The sequence below is a fragment of the Streptomyces sp. NPDC034111 genome, from assembly GCF_055575375.1.
In genome coordinates, this window is sequence record NZ_JBVIST010000002.1 from 104,178 (window position 1) to 119,774 (window position 15,597).

12 protein-coding genes are annotated in these 15,597 nt (G+C 71.9%); 4 read left to right on the top strand and 8 right to left on the bottom strand.

The features are described from left to right. Positions 1–21: 21 nt before the first annotated feature. Positions 22–990, top strand: coding sequence for a 2-hydroxyacid dehydrogenase (locus ACZ55A_RS06230; RefSeq protein WP_468835044.1), 969 nt, complete (start codon positions 22–24; stop codon positions 988–990). A gap of 75 nt (positions 991–1,065) precedes the next feature. Here the strand turns inward: ACZ55A_RS06230 and ACZ55A_RS06235 are convergent, their stop codons facing one another. Beyond that, complete coding sequence (locus ACZ55A_RS06235) at positions 1,066–2,025, bottom strand: oxidoreductase (RefSeq protein WP_468835046.1); 960 nt, start codon at positions 2,023–2,025, stop codon at positions 1,066–1,068. An 81-nt stretch (positions 2,026–2,106) separates the two neighbouring features. Here ACZ55A_RS06235 and ACZ55A_RS06240 point away from each other — a divergent pair, with 81 nt between their 5' ends. Then, on the top strand, positions 2,107–2,775 hold the full coding sequence (locus ACZ55A_RS06240) for a TetR/AcrR family transcriptional regulator (protein WP_468835049.1): 669 nt from the start codon (positions 2,107–2,109) through the stop codon (positions 2,773–2,775). A gap of 103 nt (positions 2,776–2,878) precedes the next feature. Here ACZ55A_RS06240 and ACZ55A_RS06245 read toward each other — a convergent pair whose 3' ends face one another. The 6 genes from ACZ55A_RS06245 to ACZ55A_RS06270 all read right to left on the bottom strand — a co-directional run bounded on the left by ACZ55A_RS06245 (position 2,879) and on the right by ACZ55A_RS06270 (position 10,679). After that, positions 2,879–5,947, bottom strand: a complete 3,069-nt coding sequence (locus ACZ55A_RS06245; protein WP_468835052.1) for a non-ribosomal peptide synthetase — start codon at positions 5,945–5,947, stop codon at positions 2,879–2,881. Positions 5,948–6,495: 548 nt separating this feature from the next. Continuing rightward, on the bottom strand, positions 6,496–7,773 hold the full coding sequence (locus tag ACZ55A_RS06250; RefSeq protein WP_468835054.1) for a cytochrome P450: 1,278 nt from the start codon (positions 7,771–7,773) through the stop codon (positions 6,496–6,498). Then, positions 7,770–8,390 carry a GTP-binding protein gene (locus tag ACZ55A_RS06255; RefSeq protein WP_468835057.1) on the bottom strand — a complete coding sequence of 207 codons (621 nt, stop codon included), beginning with the start codon at positions 8,388–8,390 and terminating at the stop codon, positions 7,770–7,772. Before ACZ55A_RS06255 ends, ACZ55A_RS06250 begins: the two co-directional genes overlap by 4 nt. Then, positions 8,371–8,724 (bottom strand): DUF742 domain-containing protein, encoded by a 354-nt coding sequence (locus tag ACZ55A_RS06260; protein ID WP_468835060.1) that lies wholly within the window; start codon positions 8,722–8,724, stop codon positions 8,371–8,373. Before ACZ55A_RS06260 ends, ACZ55A_RS06255 begins: the two co-directional genes overlap by 20 nt. Beyond that, the gene (locus ACZ55A_RS06265) at positions 8,721–9,125 is read right to left on the bottom strand and encodes a roadblock/LC7 domain-containing protein (protein WP_468835062.1); all 405 of its coding nucleotides are present in this window, start codon (positions 9,123–9,125) and stop codon (positions 8,721–8,723) included. Before ACZ55A_RS06265 ends, ACZ55A_RS06260 begins: the two co-directional genes overlap by 4 nt. Positions 9,126–9,128: 3 nt before the next feature. Beyond that, positions 9,129–10,679: a sensor histidine kinase gene (locus tag ACZ55A_RS06270; protein ID WP_468835065.1), complete on the bottom strand. Its 1,551-nt coding sequence runs from the start codon at positions 10,677–10,679 to the stop codon at positions 9,129–9,131. A gap of 459 nt (positions 10,680–11,138) precedes the next feature. Between ACZ55A_RS06270 and ACZ55A_RS06275 the strand changes: the two genes are divergently transcribed. After that, positions 11,139–12,590, top strand: a complete 1,452-nt coding sequence (locus tag ACZ55A_RS06275) for an amino acid permease (protein ID WP_468836577.1) — start codon at positions 11,139–11,141, stop codon at positions 12,588–12,590. An 18-nt stretch (positions 12,591–12,608) separates the two neighbouring features. Here the strand turns inward: ACZ55A_RS06275 and ACZ55A_RS06280 are convergent, their stop codons facing one another. After that, entirely contained in the window at positions 12,609–13,895 is a 1,287-nt protein-coding gene (locus tag ACZ55A_RS06280; protein WP_468835068.1) for a PAS domain-containing protein, read from the bottom strand. A gap of 316 nt (positions 13,896–14,211) precedes the next feature. On the opposite strand from ACZ55A_RS06280, the gene ACZ55A_RS06285 reads away from it, so the two are divergent. Continuing rightward, entirely contained in the window at positions 14,212–15,594 is a 1,383-nt protein-coding gene (locus tag ACZ55A_RS06285) for an ATP-grasp domain-containing protein (RefSeq protein ID WP_468835071.1), read from the top strand. The last annotated feature ends 3 nt before the right edge of the window (positions 15,595–15,597 follow it).

The window sequence follows — 15,597 nt, forward strand, 5'->3', positions numbered from 1 at the left end:
ACACACTCCGAGAGGCCTCCCATGAAGAACATCCTCGCCGTCGTCTCACCGCATGTGGGCGGACGCGCCGCAGGTGCCGCGCTCGCCACCGTCTTCCCCGACGCGGCCCGGGTCACGGTCGTCGAGACGGCCGACGAGAACCCCACGGCCCTGCGCGACGCGCAGATCATCATCACCGGCCTGGGCCCGGTCACCGCCGAACACCTCGCCGCCGCACCGGAGTTGGAACTCGTCCAGTGCGCCAGCCACGGCTTCGACTACATCGACCTGGACGCCGCCAGGGCCCGGGGAATCCCGGTCTGCAACATCGGCTCCAGCGGCGCCGAGAAGCAGAACGTGGCCGAGCAGACCTTCGCCCTGATGCTCGCCCTCGCCAAGCAACTGGTGCCGGCCCACACGGCGTTGACCGAGGCCGACTGGGCGCTGCCGCGTCTCCAGCAGTCCCTCACGGAGTTGTCCGGCAAGACCCTGGGCATCATCGGCCTCGGCCAGATCGGTGCGGAGGTGGCCCGCCGTGCGGTCGCGTTCGACATGGCCGTGGTCTACGCCGGGCCGAGGCCGGTCGCCCCGGAGACCGAGGCCCGTCTCGGCGGTGCGCGCCGTCTGAGCCTCGACGAACTGCTGCGCACCGCCGACTATGTCTCCCTGCACGCCCCGCTCACCGACGACACCCGGCACCTGCTCGACGCCGAGCGACTGGCCCTGCTCAAGCCCACCGCGTTCGTCATCAACACCGCACGCGGCGCCCTCATCGACCAGGACGCCCTCGCCGACGCGCTGGCCCGCGGCGCCCTGGCAGGCGCCGGCCTCGATGTCTTCGACCCCGAACCGCCGACCGCGGCCCTGCGTCTGCTCAAGGCGCCGAACGTCGTCCTCTCCCCGCACGTCGGGGGCGTCACCCGCGAAACCCTGGTCCGCATCGCCCTGGCCGCCGTCCAGAACGTCACCGACCACCTGGCGGGCAAGCCGCTGCGGGACATCGTGTCGTAACGGGTCCGGCGATCGGCCTTCCCAGCCCGGACAACCGCCGTACGGGTGCGCTGCCGGACGTCACGCTGCGCCGGACTACTCCCCGGCAGACGGGGCGGAAGTGGACCGCGGGCCGGCAGCCGGCAACGCCGGGAAGGTGACCCCGGTCAGCTCCTCGGACACGGTCCACAGCCGCTTGGCGCTCTCCGGGTCGCTGGCCGCGGGGGACCTGCCGACCAGGGTCGGGCCGCCGCGCATCTCGGCGAAGCCGTCGGGGCCGAGGTAGCCGGCGCCGGGCAGGTCCTGGGTCGCGGCGTAGAGCGTCGGCAGTGCGCCGGCCCTGTCGTCCTGGGCGACGACGCGGTTGGTCACCCGCATCGCGGCCCGCCGGACCGGGCTGACGTCATGGCTTTGCAGGTTGGTGGCGGCGTAGCCGGGGTGGGCGGCCAGGGCGCGTACCCGGGAGCCCTCCTCGGTGAGGCGGCGCTGAAGTTCGAGGGTGAACAGCAGATTGGCCAGCTTGGACTGGGAGTAGGCGCGGTAGGGCGTGTACTCACCGGCGAGGTCGAGGTTGTCGAAGTGGATGCGGGTCTCGGCGGGTGTCTTGTGCGCCATGGAGGCGACGGTGACCACGCGGTCGGTGAGGTGCGGCAGCAGCAGGTTGGTCAGCGCGAAGTGGCCGAGGTGGTTGGTGCCGAACTGCGTCTCGAAGCCGTCCTTGGTCCTGGACTCGGCGACGGCCATGACTCCGGCATTGTTGATCAGCACATCCAGTTCGCCCTGCCAGGACTCGGCGAATTCACGCACGGAGGCGAGGTCGGCCAGGTCGAGGCGGCGCACCTCAAGGCCGCCCTTGGCGCTCTTGACGGACTCGGCGGCCGCCTCGCCGCGCCGGACGTCGCGTACCGCGAGCACGACATGGGCGCCGGCCCGCGCCAGCGCGTCGACGGTGGCGAGGCCGAGGCCGCTGTTCGCCCCGGTCACCACAAAGGTCCGGCCGGTCTGATCCGGTATCTGCGTCGCATTCCATTTGGGCGCTTTACGAGTGAGAGCCATACCCTCAATGTAGGCGTCGACAACAATGCTGTCAATGACAACAATGTAGCCGGTGAATACATCGAAGGTAGGGTGGACGTCATGCAGACCCGTCGTTACCACCACGGAGACCTCCGCGCCGCGCTGCTGACCCGTGCCGAGCAGACCCTGCGCGAGCGGGGGCCGGGCGCGCTGTCGTTGCGGGAACTGGCCCGTGACCTCGGCGTCAGCCACGCCGCGCCGAGCCGGCATTTCAAGGACAAGCAGGCGCTGCTGGACGCGCTGGCGCTGGTCGGCTTCGACCGCCTGGTCGAGGAGTTGACCGCGGCGCGGGGCGCGGGCGCGTCGTTCGCCGACCGGCTCGGCGCGCTGGCCCGCGCCTACATGGGCTTCGCCACCGCCAATCCGGAACTGCTCGACCTCATGTACGCGGTCAAGCACGACCCGACGGCCTCCCAGGCGCTCCTGGCCGCCGTACACCGGGCGGTTGCGCTGGCGGAGGAGCTGATCGCCGAGGGCCAGCGGGCGGGAGAGGTACGGGAAGGGCCGGTGGACCGGATCAGCATGCCGGTCTTCACCACACTGCACGGCTTCGCCGGCATCGCCGTGAGCAGCATGTTCTCCGCCGAGGAGATCGAGGCCGGACTCGATGACGTCCTTGCGTACATGCTGCGCGGGTGTGCCCCGGAAGGGGGTGGGACGACGCTGCCCGAGCCGAGGCCCGGCCGCGGGTCGGGGCTGGGGTGCCTGGACCGGCGGAGGCCGACGTAAGCCGAACGGGAGCCCACGGAAGCCGATGTGAGGCGGCGTAAGGCGACGGACCGGCCCCAACAGGGGGGCCGGTCCCGGGTGTTGCGGGCGGACGGCGAGGGGGTCAGCCGCGGCCGAGGAGGAGACCGGCCCGCTTGAGGCAGCTGACGTAGCCGTCGAGCAGGGTGTCGTCCACCGGCGGGCAGCTGGTGCGCCACGACGGCCAGACCTGATCGGTGCGGGTACGCCGCACCTCGGGGAAGACCGTGTCGAAGTACATCTCCTTGACGGTGAAGTCGGCCTGCTTGGCCGACGTGAGGAACAGCGGGGTGAACGGGGCGATGGGCGAGGTGGGGTGGGCGTGCACATGGTCGACGAGGGCGTCGGTCCACTGCTCGTAGCTCACCTCGTCGATGCGGTGCCCGGCGGACCGCATCCGGTCGACCATGTCGCCGAGCAGCGCCGGCCGCGGATTGGTCAGGTGGACCACGCCGCCGAGGTGCGGAAGCCGGGTGGCGATGCCGACGATCGCGTCGGTGACGGCGTCCACCGGGACCAGATCGAGCGGCAGCGGGACCGCGGGTGCCATGCCCATCCGCACGATGGCGTCGAAGACCGCGCAGATGGCACTGGTGGTGTTCCAGGCGCCGGTGCCGCTGTGACCGGTGATCTCGTAGGGGCGGTGGATGGTGACCGGCAGCCCGGCGTCGGCGGCGTGGCCCAGCATGCGCTCGGCCACCCACTTCGTCTCGGGGTACCCCATGCTGAGCAGTTCGGGGTGGCTGAGCGGGGTGCTCTCGTCGACGTGCCGTACGCCGCCGACCCCGCTTCCGGCGAGCACGGCCGTGGTCGATACGTAGTGGAGCGGGATGCGGCGCGGCGCGGCCAGCTGGACCAGGGTGCGGACCGCTTCCACGTTCGCCTGCCGCAACTGGTGGTAGGGGTAGAGGAAGTTGACGTGCGCCGCGTTGTGCAGGACCAGGTCGACGGTGTCCGCGAGCCGGCCGAAGACGGCGGGGTCCATGCCCAGTGCGGGCCGGGCCAGTTCGGCGGGTATCGGGCGGATCCGGTCGGGGTCGGTGAGCCGGAGGCCGTAGCGGGCCATCGTCTCGTGGAGCCGCCGCCTCGCCTGGGGTCCGTCGGCCGCGCGCACCGGGCAGTGGAGGGTGGCGTCGGTGTCCCGCAGCAGCCGTTCGAGCAGGAACGCTCCGACGAAGCCGGTGGCGCCGGTGAGCAGGATGTGGCGGGGGCCGGCCGGCCCGGGTGCCGGGGCCTGGGCGACGGGCGGGAGCGGCGCGAGCCTGGCCTCCGCCTCGAAATCCGGTTCCGTACGGTCGTCGTGGACGGCCGGCGCGCTGCGGGTCGCCGCACGGAACGCGGCGAGGGTGGGGGTGGCGAGCAGGCCTTGCAGCAGCGGTGCGAAGCGCTCCGCCGGGAGGCCGAGGGCGGCGAGGGCGCGGGTGACCGCGTGGGCCGCCAGCAGGGAGTTGCCACCCTCGGCGAAGAAGTCGGTGCGGTCGGAGACCGGCACCCCCAGTACCTCGGCCCAGATCTCCGCGAGGGCGTCGCCGGCCGGGTGGGTGGTGTCCTGCTCGGCGGCGCGCGGGTCCGGGCCCGACTCCGCCAGCTCCCGCAGCGCCGCGTAGTCCGTCTTCCCGTTGGCCGTGAGGGGCAGGCGGTCCAGCCGGTGGAGCGGGGCGGGCAGGGCATGTGCGGGCAGGCGGCCGGACAGATGGCTGCGCAGTTCCGCGGGGTCCGGCGGTACGGTGGGGTTCGCCGGGGTGACGAAGGCGCAGATCCCCTTGCCGATACCGTCGTTGCCCCGGACCAGCACCGCGGCCTCGGCGACGTCGGGGTGCCCCCGCAACAGGCCCTCCACCGCCTCCAGTTCGATGCGGAAGCCGCGGATCTTGACCTGCCGGTCGGCCCGGCCGAGGAATTCGAGGGTGCCGTCGGGGCGCCGGCGTCCCAGATCGCCGCTGCGGTAGAGCCGAAGCGCTTCACCCGAGGCGGTTTCCCGGGTGACGAAGGCCTGGGCGGTTTCGGCGGGCCGGTCGAGGTATCCCAGGGCCAGGCCCGCCCCGCCTATATAGATCTCGGCTTCCTCGTCGAAGCCGGCCGGGCTGCCGTCGGCCCGCAGCAGTACGCAGCTGCTCTCGGCCACCGGCCGCCCTATGGGGATGGAGGAGGTGCCCGGCGCCACATGGTCGACGTCATGGGCGGTGACCATGATGCCGCCCTCGGTGGGCCCGTAACCGTTGATGAGGTGGCGCGGGCGCCCGGCCGCGCAGACCGCCGCCGTCAGGTCCGGGTCCATGGCCTCACCGCCGATCAGCACCATGTCCAGCGAGCCGAAGATGCCCGGATGGGTGCGTACCGCGTGGTGGAACAGGCTGGTGGTCAGAAAGGCATGGGTGAGGCGCTGCGTATGGATCATCGACCGCAGCCGGTCCGGGTCCAGCAGCACATCCCGTTCGGCGACGACGAGGCAGCCGCCGTTGATCAGGGTGGCCCAGGTCTCGAAGAGGGCGCCGTCGAAGGAGAGGCCGAAGGTCTGAAGAACCCGCTTGCCCGGGCCGGCGCACCAGGGGTTCGCCCCGGCCGCGAGCCGGGCCACCGCGCGGTGCGGGAAGACCACCGGCTTGGGACGTCCCGTGGTGCCCGAGGTGAACAGGATGTACGCGCTGTCGTCGGCCCCTCGCTCCGCGACCGCCGGGCTGTCGTCGCAGGGGCCGGGCGCCTCCTTCAGCAGGATGTCGAAGGCGGCCCACTCGACCGCCGCGCCCTGGGCGGGCACCGCCGCGTCATGGCCGGGAAGCACCACGGCCAGCCGCACCCGGGCGTCCGCGAGCATTTCGGCCGAACGGGCCGAGGGGTAGTGGGCGTCCACCGGGACGCAGACCGCGCCGGTCTTCAGGATGCCGGCCATGGTCACCGTCGCCTCCCACGAGCGCACGCCCAGGACGGCGACGGCCTCCCCTCTGCGTATGCCCCGGGCGCGCAGGGCCCTTGATATGGACTGCGACCAGTCGTCGAGTTCCCGGTAGGAGTAGCACCGGTCGCCGTCCTGCACCGCCGGGGTCATCGGCGTACGCGCCGTCCGGCGGGCGAGCAGGGCGGGGAGGGAAGCGCCCGGCGGAGAGTCGACCACGGAGAGGTTCCAGGCGTCGGCAACGGGCGTGCTGGTGTTCATCAAAGCTCCACACGGGGGGAAAGGGGCTGATGCGGACGGGACGGCAGAGCGCCGGGGCAGCGGCTTTGGGCACACCGGAGGCGTCAAGGGCAGGCGAGTTGGGGGCCGCCGGGGGGCGGTGCCTGGCCAGGAGCCGGGTGTGGCGCGCGGCTGTCTCCGGGCTGCGGGGGAATCAGCTCACTCTCGCGCGACACCTTCGGGGCCGGCGTACGGGACCGTTGGCGCAGTGCGCCGCGTCCGCAGGGCCTAACCCGCCAGGTGGGCTCGAGGGAAACACCAAGTGGTGCCCGCAGGCTCGGTCCAGGTGCTCTTCGTCAGACAAGGGCACGTGATGCCTTCCTCTACGGGAGCCGCGGTGAGCTGTCCTTGCCCACACGCCCCATTGGTGCTCCTCGGCATCACTGCCCACGTCAGCATCACTTTAAGACAGGGTTGCCGTCCTGTCGTGGCTCATCGATGTCGCCTTGCTCACGGCCCGTTGGTCCTCTTGCGGTGCCGGCCCGCCCGTCGGTCCGGACCGGCACCGTGACCACAAAAAAGGTCCGCGGCTATCGGCGCGCTGGTGTGAACTGCACGGGCAGCGCCACCAGGTGGCGGTACATCAGCGAGGTGGACCACTGAAGTTCCGTCTCCGGCACGGCCAGCCGGAGGTCGGGGAGCCGGGTGAGCAGCGTGTCGACGGCCGTATCGGCGATCGCGCGGCCGATGTGCTGGCCCGGGCACTCGTGCGAACCGCTGCTGAAGGCGAGATGCGAACGGTTGCCCTGGACGGGTGCGGACAGGTCGGGGCGGATCGCGGGGTCCGCGTTGGCCGCCCGCAGGCCGAGGAGCAGCATGTCCCCCGCCCTGATGGTCTGTTCGCCCAGCTGGGTATCACTGGTCGCCCAGCGCCCCAGCAGCGTCATCATCGGCGGCTCGTCCCACATGACCTGTTCCAGCGCATCGGGCAGCGTCATATGGCCGCCGGTGAGATGCGCGCGGAAGCGCGGGTCGGTGAGCACCATCCGCAGGGCGTTGGCGATGAGGTTGACCGTGGTCTCGTTCGCCGCGGTGAGGATGAGCCGCAGATGTTCGCGGATCTCGTCGTCGCTGAGGCGCGACGGGTGCTCGATCAGCTTGGAGGGGAAGTCGTGGCCGGGGTGGGCGCGCTTCCGCTCGACCAGTTGCTGAAGGGTCTCGGTGATGTAGTTGTTGCTGGCCACCGCGGTCTGCGTGCCGTTGAGCACGTCCTGGACGGCGGCCGCCAGGCTCGGTCCGAAGTCGTCCGGCATGCCGAACAGCTGGGTCATCACCCGCAGTGGGAGCTGGGCGGCGAACTCGCTCACGAGGTCGGCCCGGCCCGTGCCGGCGAAGTCGTCGACGAGTTGGTGGGTGAAGCGGGTGACATGACGCCGGATGCCGCGGGACTCGAAGCGCCCCAGACTGTCGGTGACCGCACCGCGGAGCCGTTTGTGGTCCTCGCCGTCGACGAAGACGCACAGCGGCTGCCAGGTCGTGACCGGCGCCAGCGGATGGTCGGCCGGCACCCGGCCCCGGGCCATGTCCGCCCAGTGCCGTGAGTCGCGGGAGAAGACGCTCGGGGTGCGCAGCACCTCCAGGTTCTCGCGGTGACCGAGGACCAGCCACGCCGGGAGGTTGCCATGGACCAGTACCGGTGCGACAGGCCCGTGCTCGGCGCGCAGTTTCTCGTACACCGCCACGAGGTCGTCCTGGATCCCGGCGTCGTGCAGCCGGTAGAGGCCGTCGGGGGCGCTGCCGTGGGCCGGGCAGCCCGGCGGTGGGGCGAGGTGGTAATCGGCGTACTGCTCGGGGTGGTTCGCGGTCACGAGTGCTCCGGGGTCTGGACGAAGTCGCGCAGATGGCGCATCAGTGTGATCAGGACGTCCCGGCTCGACGTCCGCTGACGGGCGTCGCAGACCACGATCGGGACCTGCTCCGGCAGGTCCAGTGCGCTGCGCAGCTCCTCGGTGGGGTACGAGACCGCGTCGGGGAAGGCGTTGACGGCGATCACGAAGGGGACGTCGGCCTCTTCGAGACGGCCGATCACATCGAAGCTGACTTCGAGCCGCCGGGTGTCGACCAGGACGATGGCGCCGAGGGCCCCTTCGAAGAGGCCGTTCCACAGGAACCAGAACCGCTGCTGGCCGGGCGTACCGAAGAGGTAGAGGACCAGTTCCTCGTTCAGGCTGATCCGGCCGAAGTCCATGGCCACGGTGGTCGCCGTCTTGCGCTCCACACCGGAGAGGTCGTCGACCTCGGCGCTGGCCTCGGTCATCGTCTCCTCGGTGGTGAGCGGCCGGATCTCACTCACCGAGCGGACGAGCGTGGTCTTGCCGACGCCGAACCCGCCGACGATCACGATCTTGACGGCCGAGGAGGCCGAGGACGGCAACTGGTCCTCGCGCCGCGGCTCCATGACCGTGTCAGAGCTTCTGGAGACCATCGATAACCGCCTCAATCAGTGCTATGTCGGGGAGATGCGAGACCGGTGCGCGGGCCTCCACCCGCCCGTCGGCCAGGAGATCAGTGAGCAGCACGCCGATCACGCTCGCGGGCAGGGCTAAATGCGCGGAGATCTCCGCGACGGACAGCGGCGAACGGCAGACCCGGAGGATGGCGGCGTGTTCGGGCTGCATGCCCGGTTGCGATTCCTCCAGGGAGACGATCAGCGTGACGAGGTCGAGCGCGGCCTGTTCCTCCGCGCCGGCCCGACCCCCCGTGATCACGTACAACCGCTCAGGACCACCCGCGTCCCAGTCCTGGTCGGATTCGCTCACGCCGTCCGCCCGTCGACGCGCGGCGGGCTGGTGAGATGGGCGCCTATTCGGGCCACCAGGTCGCGCATGCACTGGCCGACGAGCCCGGCGTCCACGCCTTCGTCGGCGAGCACGGCCAGATGGGCACCGGCGCCGGCGGCCATCAGGTACATGAAGCCGCCGCTGACCTCGATGACGACCATCCGCATCCGGCCGTCGCTGTGCGGGAATTCGGTGGCAACCGCCCCGGACAGGCTCTGGAGTCCGGAACCGATGGCGGCGATCCGGTCTGCGGTGTCCGGGCTGGTGTCGTACCGGGCCATGCACAGGCCGTCCGACGACAACACCACGATGTGACGGGTCTGGGGGACGCTCTCCGCGAGGTCCTTGAGCATCCAGTCCATGTCCGCGCGCTGATACATCGGTTACTCACCCTTGTCTGACGTGTCGTTGCTGGTCCGGGCGGGTGCCGATGTCGGCCTCTCGCCGGAGAGGCCACTGTGCAGCTCGGCCATCCAGACGCCGGGCGCCGGTTCCTCGTGTGCGATCGCCGCCGGGCCGGGCCCGGTGGGGACCTTCTTGCGGGCCGGGTTCGGCGCCCGCCGGCGCCGCTGCGGCAGCCCGCTGGCCGTGACCTCGGTCCCGGTTGTCTGCTCCTCGGCCCGGTCCGCACCGGCCGTGGCGAACGAGCCGGTGTCCTCCGTGACGGTCCGGCGCGCGGGCAGCTCGTGCGCCGTCCGCTCGGCGGCCGCGGGGGCCGGCGGCGCGGAGCGGCGGGGTGCCGAGCGCGGGCCGGAGGCGGCGCCGATGCCGTGCGCCCTGCCAGGGGCGGGCGCGGTGGTGATCGAGCCCTTCGGCACGGTGAGTACGGCGCGCACACCGCCGTACGCCGAGGGCGGCAGCGAGACCTGGAAGTCGTACGCCCGGGCCAGTCGGCCGACCACGGCGAGTCCCAGCCGCGGCGATTCGCCCAGGTCCTTGAGGTCGATACCGGCGCGGGCCTCGTTCAGCATCCGCTCGGCGCGGGCCCGGGCCTCCTCGCTGAGGCCGATGCCGCCGTCCTCGATCTCGATGGCGATGCCCATGTGCACCTCGACCGCGGTCAGATGGACCCGGGTCTTGGGCGGGGAGTACCGGGTGGCGTTGTCCAGCAGCTCGGCCAGTGCGTGGATGAGCGGTTCGACGGCCGGACCGACGACCGCGACCTCGGCGACGGAGTGCAGCTCCACGCGCTGGTAGTCGAGGATCCGGGACATGGCGCCGCGCAGCACGCTGTAGAGCGGCACCGGCTTGCTCCACTGACGGCCCGGCCGGGCTCCACTGAGGACGGCGATGCTGTCCGCGAGCCGGCCGATGAGGGCCGTGCCGTGGTCGAGCCGGAGCAGATCGGCGAAGAACGCCGGCTCCTGGCCGTGCCGGTCCTCCATGGCGCGCAGGTCCGTCGCCTGCTGGTGCACGATGGCCTGGACCCGGCGGGCGACGTTCACCACACCGCGCTGCGCGGAATCGCGCATGGTCTCCTCGGCCTGCACCGCCTCGACGACCGAGCGCAGCAGCGCCTCGTGCGCCGCCCGGAACTGGGGGCTGAGCCCACCGTCCGCGACGGACAGCGACAGCAGAACGTCCTCGGCGAACTCGCCCTCCTGGAGCCTGCTGACCGCCGCCGGCAGTTGCTGCTCGGCCAGGCGGATGGTGGCCGCTTCCTGCTGCTGGAGATGGCGGAGGAGCTGTGCCTCCCGCTCCGCGGAGGCGGCGCGCAGTTCGGACAGGGCGCGGCTGCTGCGGGCGGCGGCCGCCGACACGAGGGCGATGATCCCGGTGGCGACCACACCGCACCAGATCACCGCCCCGGTGGCCGCGGCCGGCACCAGCACTCCGGTCACCGCCGTGGCCGCGGCCGTCACGGCGGGGGGTGCCGACCACGCCGCAACGGAGCCGGAATGAGAGCTTCCGGGTGACGACGCAGTACCTACCATCAGCATCCTCAATCGTGGGGGACTACGGAAGCGCGTGGGATGCGGCACGGCAGGGACGACAGCTGTCGGCTTACCTCACCCACTGAAGGCGGCAATAAAGCCATGAGCTGAGCGACACCGGAGTCGCAACCCCCGCGCACTCAACTGATAACACTATAGCCAGAATTGATCACCAGTCGTAATCGCTGAGGGGGAGCCTCCACCGGGCTGAGACCGGCATCACACCCTCCGTCGAGCGCTCTTGTCGCTCCGTCAACAAACCGGCATGTCCATGTCCGCCGCGGTCTGACGGCTTCCGCGGACGGGCAGGAAACGCAGTGCCCGAACCGGTTCCTGCCTCCTGGAGGTCGTTGTTCCGTGCACCGCCCTGGCCCGTCCCGCCGTCCCTCGTCCGACCGTCGCACCGACGACGACCGCTACCTGCGCGAGCTCGGCTATGAGCCGGTGCTCTCCCGCCGTATGGGGGCGTTCGGCAATTTCGCCATCAGCTTCTCCGTGATCAGCGTCCTGTCCGGCTGTCTGACCCTGTACGGCTTCGGCCTGACCACGGGCGGCCCGGCGGTGATGATGTGGGGCTGGGTCGCCGTCGGCCTGATGGTGCTGTGCGTCGGCGCGGGGCTGGCCGAGGTGACCTCCGCCTACCCCACGTCCGGGGCGCTGTACTACCAGGCGGAGCGGCTCGGCGGCCGTAAGGCCGGCTGGTACACCGGCTGGCTGAATCTGCTCGGACTGCTGGGCGCGATCGCCGGCATCGACTACGGAGCCGCGCTCTTCACCGGCGCTTTCCTGAACCTTCAGTTCGGGTTCGAGCCGACCGAGGGCAGGACCATGGCCCTCTACCTGATCATCCTGGCCCTGCACGGCGCGGTGAACCTGGGGGGCGTCCGGCTCGTCAGCGTCCTCAACTCGGTCAGCGTCTGGTGGCATCTGGCCGGCGTCGCCCTGATCGTCGGCGCCCTGGCGCTCGTGCCCGCGCACCACCGGCCGGTGTCCTTCGTCTTCGGCGCCTTCGCCAACCACACCGGCTGGTCCTCCTCCCTGTACGTCACGCTGATCGGCCTGCTGCTGGCGCAGTACACCTTCAGCGGCTACGACGCCTCCGCACATCTGTCGGAGGAGACCACCGACGCCCAGGTCTCCGCCGCCCGCGGCATCATGCGGGCGATCGGCTGGTCGTGGGTGGCCGGCTTCGTGCTGCTGGCCGGGCTCACCTTCGCCATCCAGGACTACGGCGCAACGCGCGCCACCCCTACCGGAGTTCCGCCCGCCCAGATCTTCCTGGACGCCCTCGGGCCGGCCGGTGCCAAGGCGCTGTTACTGGTCGTCATCGTCGCCCAGCTGTTCTGCGGCAATGCGGAGACCGCCGCGGCCTCCCGGATGGTGTTCGCCTTCAGCCGGGACGGCGCACTGCCCGGCTCCGGGCTGTGGCGCCGGGTGCACCCCGGCACCGGCACCCCGAGGAACGCGGTGGCGCTGGCCGTCGGGGCCGCCGCGCTGCTCGCCGTGCCGAGCCTGTTCAGCCCGACCGCGTACGCGGCGATCACCAGCATCAACGTCATCGGCATCACCCCCGCCTATGCGATCCCGGTCTACCTGCGTCTGCGGCACCGGCGCCGCTTCCGGCCCGGTCCGTGGAACCTGGGCCGGTGGGGGGTACCGGTCGGTTGCCTCGCCGTGGTCTGGGTGGCCTTCGTCACCGTGCTGTTCTGCCTGCCGCAGACCCGCCGGCCCAGCACCGGCCTGTTGTCCCTCGCGACCTTCAACTACGCGCCGGTCGCGCTGCTCGTCGTACTGTCGCTGGCCTGGATCTGGTGGCGGATCGCCGGGGAGCGCCGCTACGAGGCGCCCGCCCCTGGCCCGGCGCGCTCGCTGGACCAGCGCGAGCAGGACGCGGGGGAGGCCCACAGGTGACCGCAGCGGCGCCGCCCGTCAGGTGGCGCTGTGCGGATGGCCGGCCGTCGCCGAGCGCGGCGGCCAGGTCTGCGGCGCGAGGATGCCCAGCACATAGGCGCGCGCCACCAGGGCGCATCTGGTCGGGGCGGCCAGCAGGTCCCGCAGCCGGCTGAGGTGGTAGTCGACGGTCTGCCGTGAGAGGCGCAGCGAGGTGGCGATCTCCCCGTTGCTGCGGCCGGCCGCGAGCAGGGACAGGATCCGGACCTGACTGGCCGTCAAGGGCGGGTGGGCCTCATGGGCGAGGCTCTGGTGGGTGACCACCGCCCAGACGCTGGCGGCGCGGGCGGGGCCCCGGCCCACGGTCGTGAGGTGCAGCCGGGCGCGGCGCTGCCGGCCGCGGCCGTCGACCAGGACCGCGGAGGTCTGGATCCGCCGGCTGCGACGGGCCACCAGGGCGTGCCAGTTCCGTGCGAGCCCCGGTAATTCCGGGGCCGGCGCCAGCAGGGTGTGCGCCCGGCGGCCGACGAGGTCCGAGAGCCGGGTCTGGAGCAGTTCGGCGGCCGCCGCGCTCGCCTGAAGGATCCTGCCGCCCGCGGAGATCAGGGCGCACGGCAGCCCGCTGTGGTCGCGCAGCGCGTACAGGTTGTCCTCGGCCTCCCGGCGCTGATGCAGTGCGTGGGTGTAGTCGCTGATGTCGATATAGATGCCGGCCACACAGGTCTCGGTCCCCTCGCGTACGGGGAAGCGGTGGCCGGCCGCGTGCCCGCTGGTGCCGTCCGAGCGGTGGTAGGTGAGGGTGTGCCGCACCGGTTTGCCGCGGGCGAGCACCTCCTGGTCCAGCGCCAGCACCTGGGCGGCGTCGACCGGGGCGTCGACCTCACGCACGTACTTGCCGATGACGCGCTCCGGAGTGGTGCCGTACAGATGGGCGTAGGCGTGGTTCGCCCAGAGGTAGCGCCCGTTGGCGTCCCGTATGAAGGCCGCGGCGGGGGCGAGGTCGGCGAAGGCGTCGTAGCGGCGGGGGGCGGTGGCAGGACCGGGGCCGATTTCCACCGCCATCCCGCGGGTGCGGTCGGGGCGGGGCGGGTCGAGCGGCCAGTTCACATCGAAGATCCGGCCGTCGAACTGCGCCTGCCAGTGGCGGTTTCCGGCCGGGGCGGCCGGGGCGGGCTGCTCCCGGCAGACGGTGTCGAGGAAGCGCTGTGCCGTGCGGGTGTCGTCGAACGCCCCTCCCCCGCTGTCGATGACCCGTAGCTCTCGGTCGGCCTCCCACCAGGACACCGGAAGGTGTTGGAGCAGCGACTTCAGACCGGTCTCGTCCACGACGGCCTCTCTGTGATGAAGAGTTCAACGGGTGCGCACGGCTCGCCACCGCCATGCGTATCCCCGGCCGCCACGCCGTATGCCCGGTTCTCGGCCGATCTGCGGGCCGGGGCGCGCCATACGGCATCACGGAACCTTCACAGCGGAGCGGCGAACTCCACAACTCAGGCATTTGCCTGAGGGTTTGCCGTCCGCCGAGGCGATCCGGAGGCCGCCCGGCTGGTTCTCTGGAGGGAGGGCGTCCGGACATCGGGTACCGGCGTCACCGGCCGTTCCGACGGCCCCCATCCCCGCCTTGCAGAGGAGTCGGATTCCAGTGAGCACGGTGCTGTTTGTGTATGCCAAGGGCGGTCCGCCCTTGGGGTATGCCCTGTCACGGGTCGCCGCGCGATCGGCAGTGCACCTGCTGGCGCTCAGCACGCTGCCGCCCGCCGTCGCCGAGTCCGCCGGGCGACAGTGTGCCTCGGTGCTGACCGCCGCCGGGCCCGAGCGGGGCGATCTGGTGTCCCTGATCGTGGCCAGGGCCCAGGCCGTGGGCGCGGACGCGGTGATCACCTTCTCCGAGTACGCCGTCGTCGCGGTCGCCGAGGCCTGCGAGAAGCTGGGCCTGCCCGGTGCCGGCGGCGCCTGTGCGCTCGCCCGCGACAAGCGGCTGATGCGCCGCACCTGGAGTCAACAGGGCATATCCCAGCCGCGGTTCCGGCCGGTGGCCGACGAAGGGGAGCTGCGCGACGCGGCCGCCGCGCTCCGCCTCCCCCTGTTACTGAAGGCCGCCTGGAGCGCGGGCTCCACCGCGCACCGGATCATCCGCTCCGCCGACGACGTACCGGCGGCCTGGCAGCGGGCGCGGGAGGTGATGGACGCATCCGCCGAGCTGGGCTACGCCGAGCTCCATGTGGCCGGGGCCGGGGCCGACTTCCTCGTCGAGGAGATCGTGCCGGGCACCGCGGACGGCTGGTTCGAGCAGGAGGGCTGGGGCGACTACGTCAGCGTCGAGGGCGTCGTCGTCGATGGCGCGTTCCGCCCGGTCTCTCTCAGTGGCCGGATGCCGACGGTGGAGCCGTTCACCGAACGCGGCGGCATCACCCCGGCCGCACTGCCGGACGACGCCCAGCGCCGGGTGGTGGACCTCGCCCGCGAGGCCGTCGACGCGCTGGGGCTGGAGAACTGCGGTACGCACACCGAGATCAAGCTCGGTGCGGACGGCCGGATGTGGGTGATCGAGACCGCCGCACGGTTCGGCGGCGCGATGACCGTCCCGCAGATCGAGGAGGTCTTCGGCCTGGACCTCATCGGCATGCTCGTCGACCATCTGCTGGGGCGTCCGGTCTCCTGGCCCGCCGAGGCCCGTACCCCGCAGGAGGCACGCGCCGCGGCCGGCTCGCTGGTCGTGCTGGCCGTGGACGGGGCCGGTGACGCCTGGCCGGACCGCCGGCGCTGGGACTTCCCGGTCGTCCGGGACGGCGTACCGCTCAGCCCCGGCAGCCGACTGTCCGTGGTGGCCGAGAACTCGCTCCCGGACGGGGCCCCGGTACCGGTCTACGACCCGGCCGCGGGCGCCAACACGATGGCGGCGCTGTGCCAGTTGTCCGCCGACGACCCCGGGACCGTGCTGCGCGACCTGCGCACCCTGATCGACGCCCTGCCCCGCATCCTCCCCGCTCTCCCGACGACCGGTACCACGGAGGCGCACGCATGAGCA

Coding starts and splice junctions, on each gene's coding strand:
- ACZ55A_RS06270 (WP_468835065.1), bottom strand. CDS start 10,679: ATGGTAGGTACTGCGTCGTCACCCGGAAGCTCTCATTCCGGCTCCGTT.
- ACZ55A_RS06275 (WP_468836577.1), top strand. CDS start 11,139: ATGGGGGCGTTCGGCAATTTCGCCATCAGCTTCTCCGTGATCAGCGTC.
- ACZ55A_RS06230 (WP_468835044.1), top strand. CDS start 22: ATGAAGAACATCCTCGCCGTCGTCTCACCGCATGTGGGCGGACGCGCC.
- ACZ55A_RS06265 (WP_468835062.1), bottom strand. CDS start 9,125: ATGTATCAGCGCGCGGACATGGACTGGATGCTCAAGGACCTCGCGGAG.
- ACZ55A_RS06235 (WP_468835046.1), bottom strand. CDS start 2,025: ATGGCTCTCACTCGTAAAGCGCCCAAATGGAATGCGACGCAGATACCG.
- ACZ55A_RS06240 (WP_468835049.1), top strand. CDS start 2,107: ATGCAGACCCGTCGTTACCACCACGGAGACCTCCGCGCCGCGCTGCTG.
- ACZ55A_RS06255 (WP_468835057.1), bottom strand. CDS start 8,390: ATGGTCTCCAGAAGCTCTGACACGGTCATGGAGCCGCGGCGCGAGGAC.
- ACZ55A_RS06245 (WP_468835052.1), bottom strand. CDS start 5,947: ATGAACACCAGCACGCCCGTTGCCGACGCCTGGAACCTCTCCGTGGTC.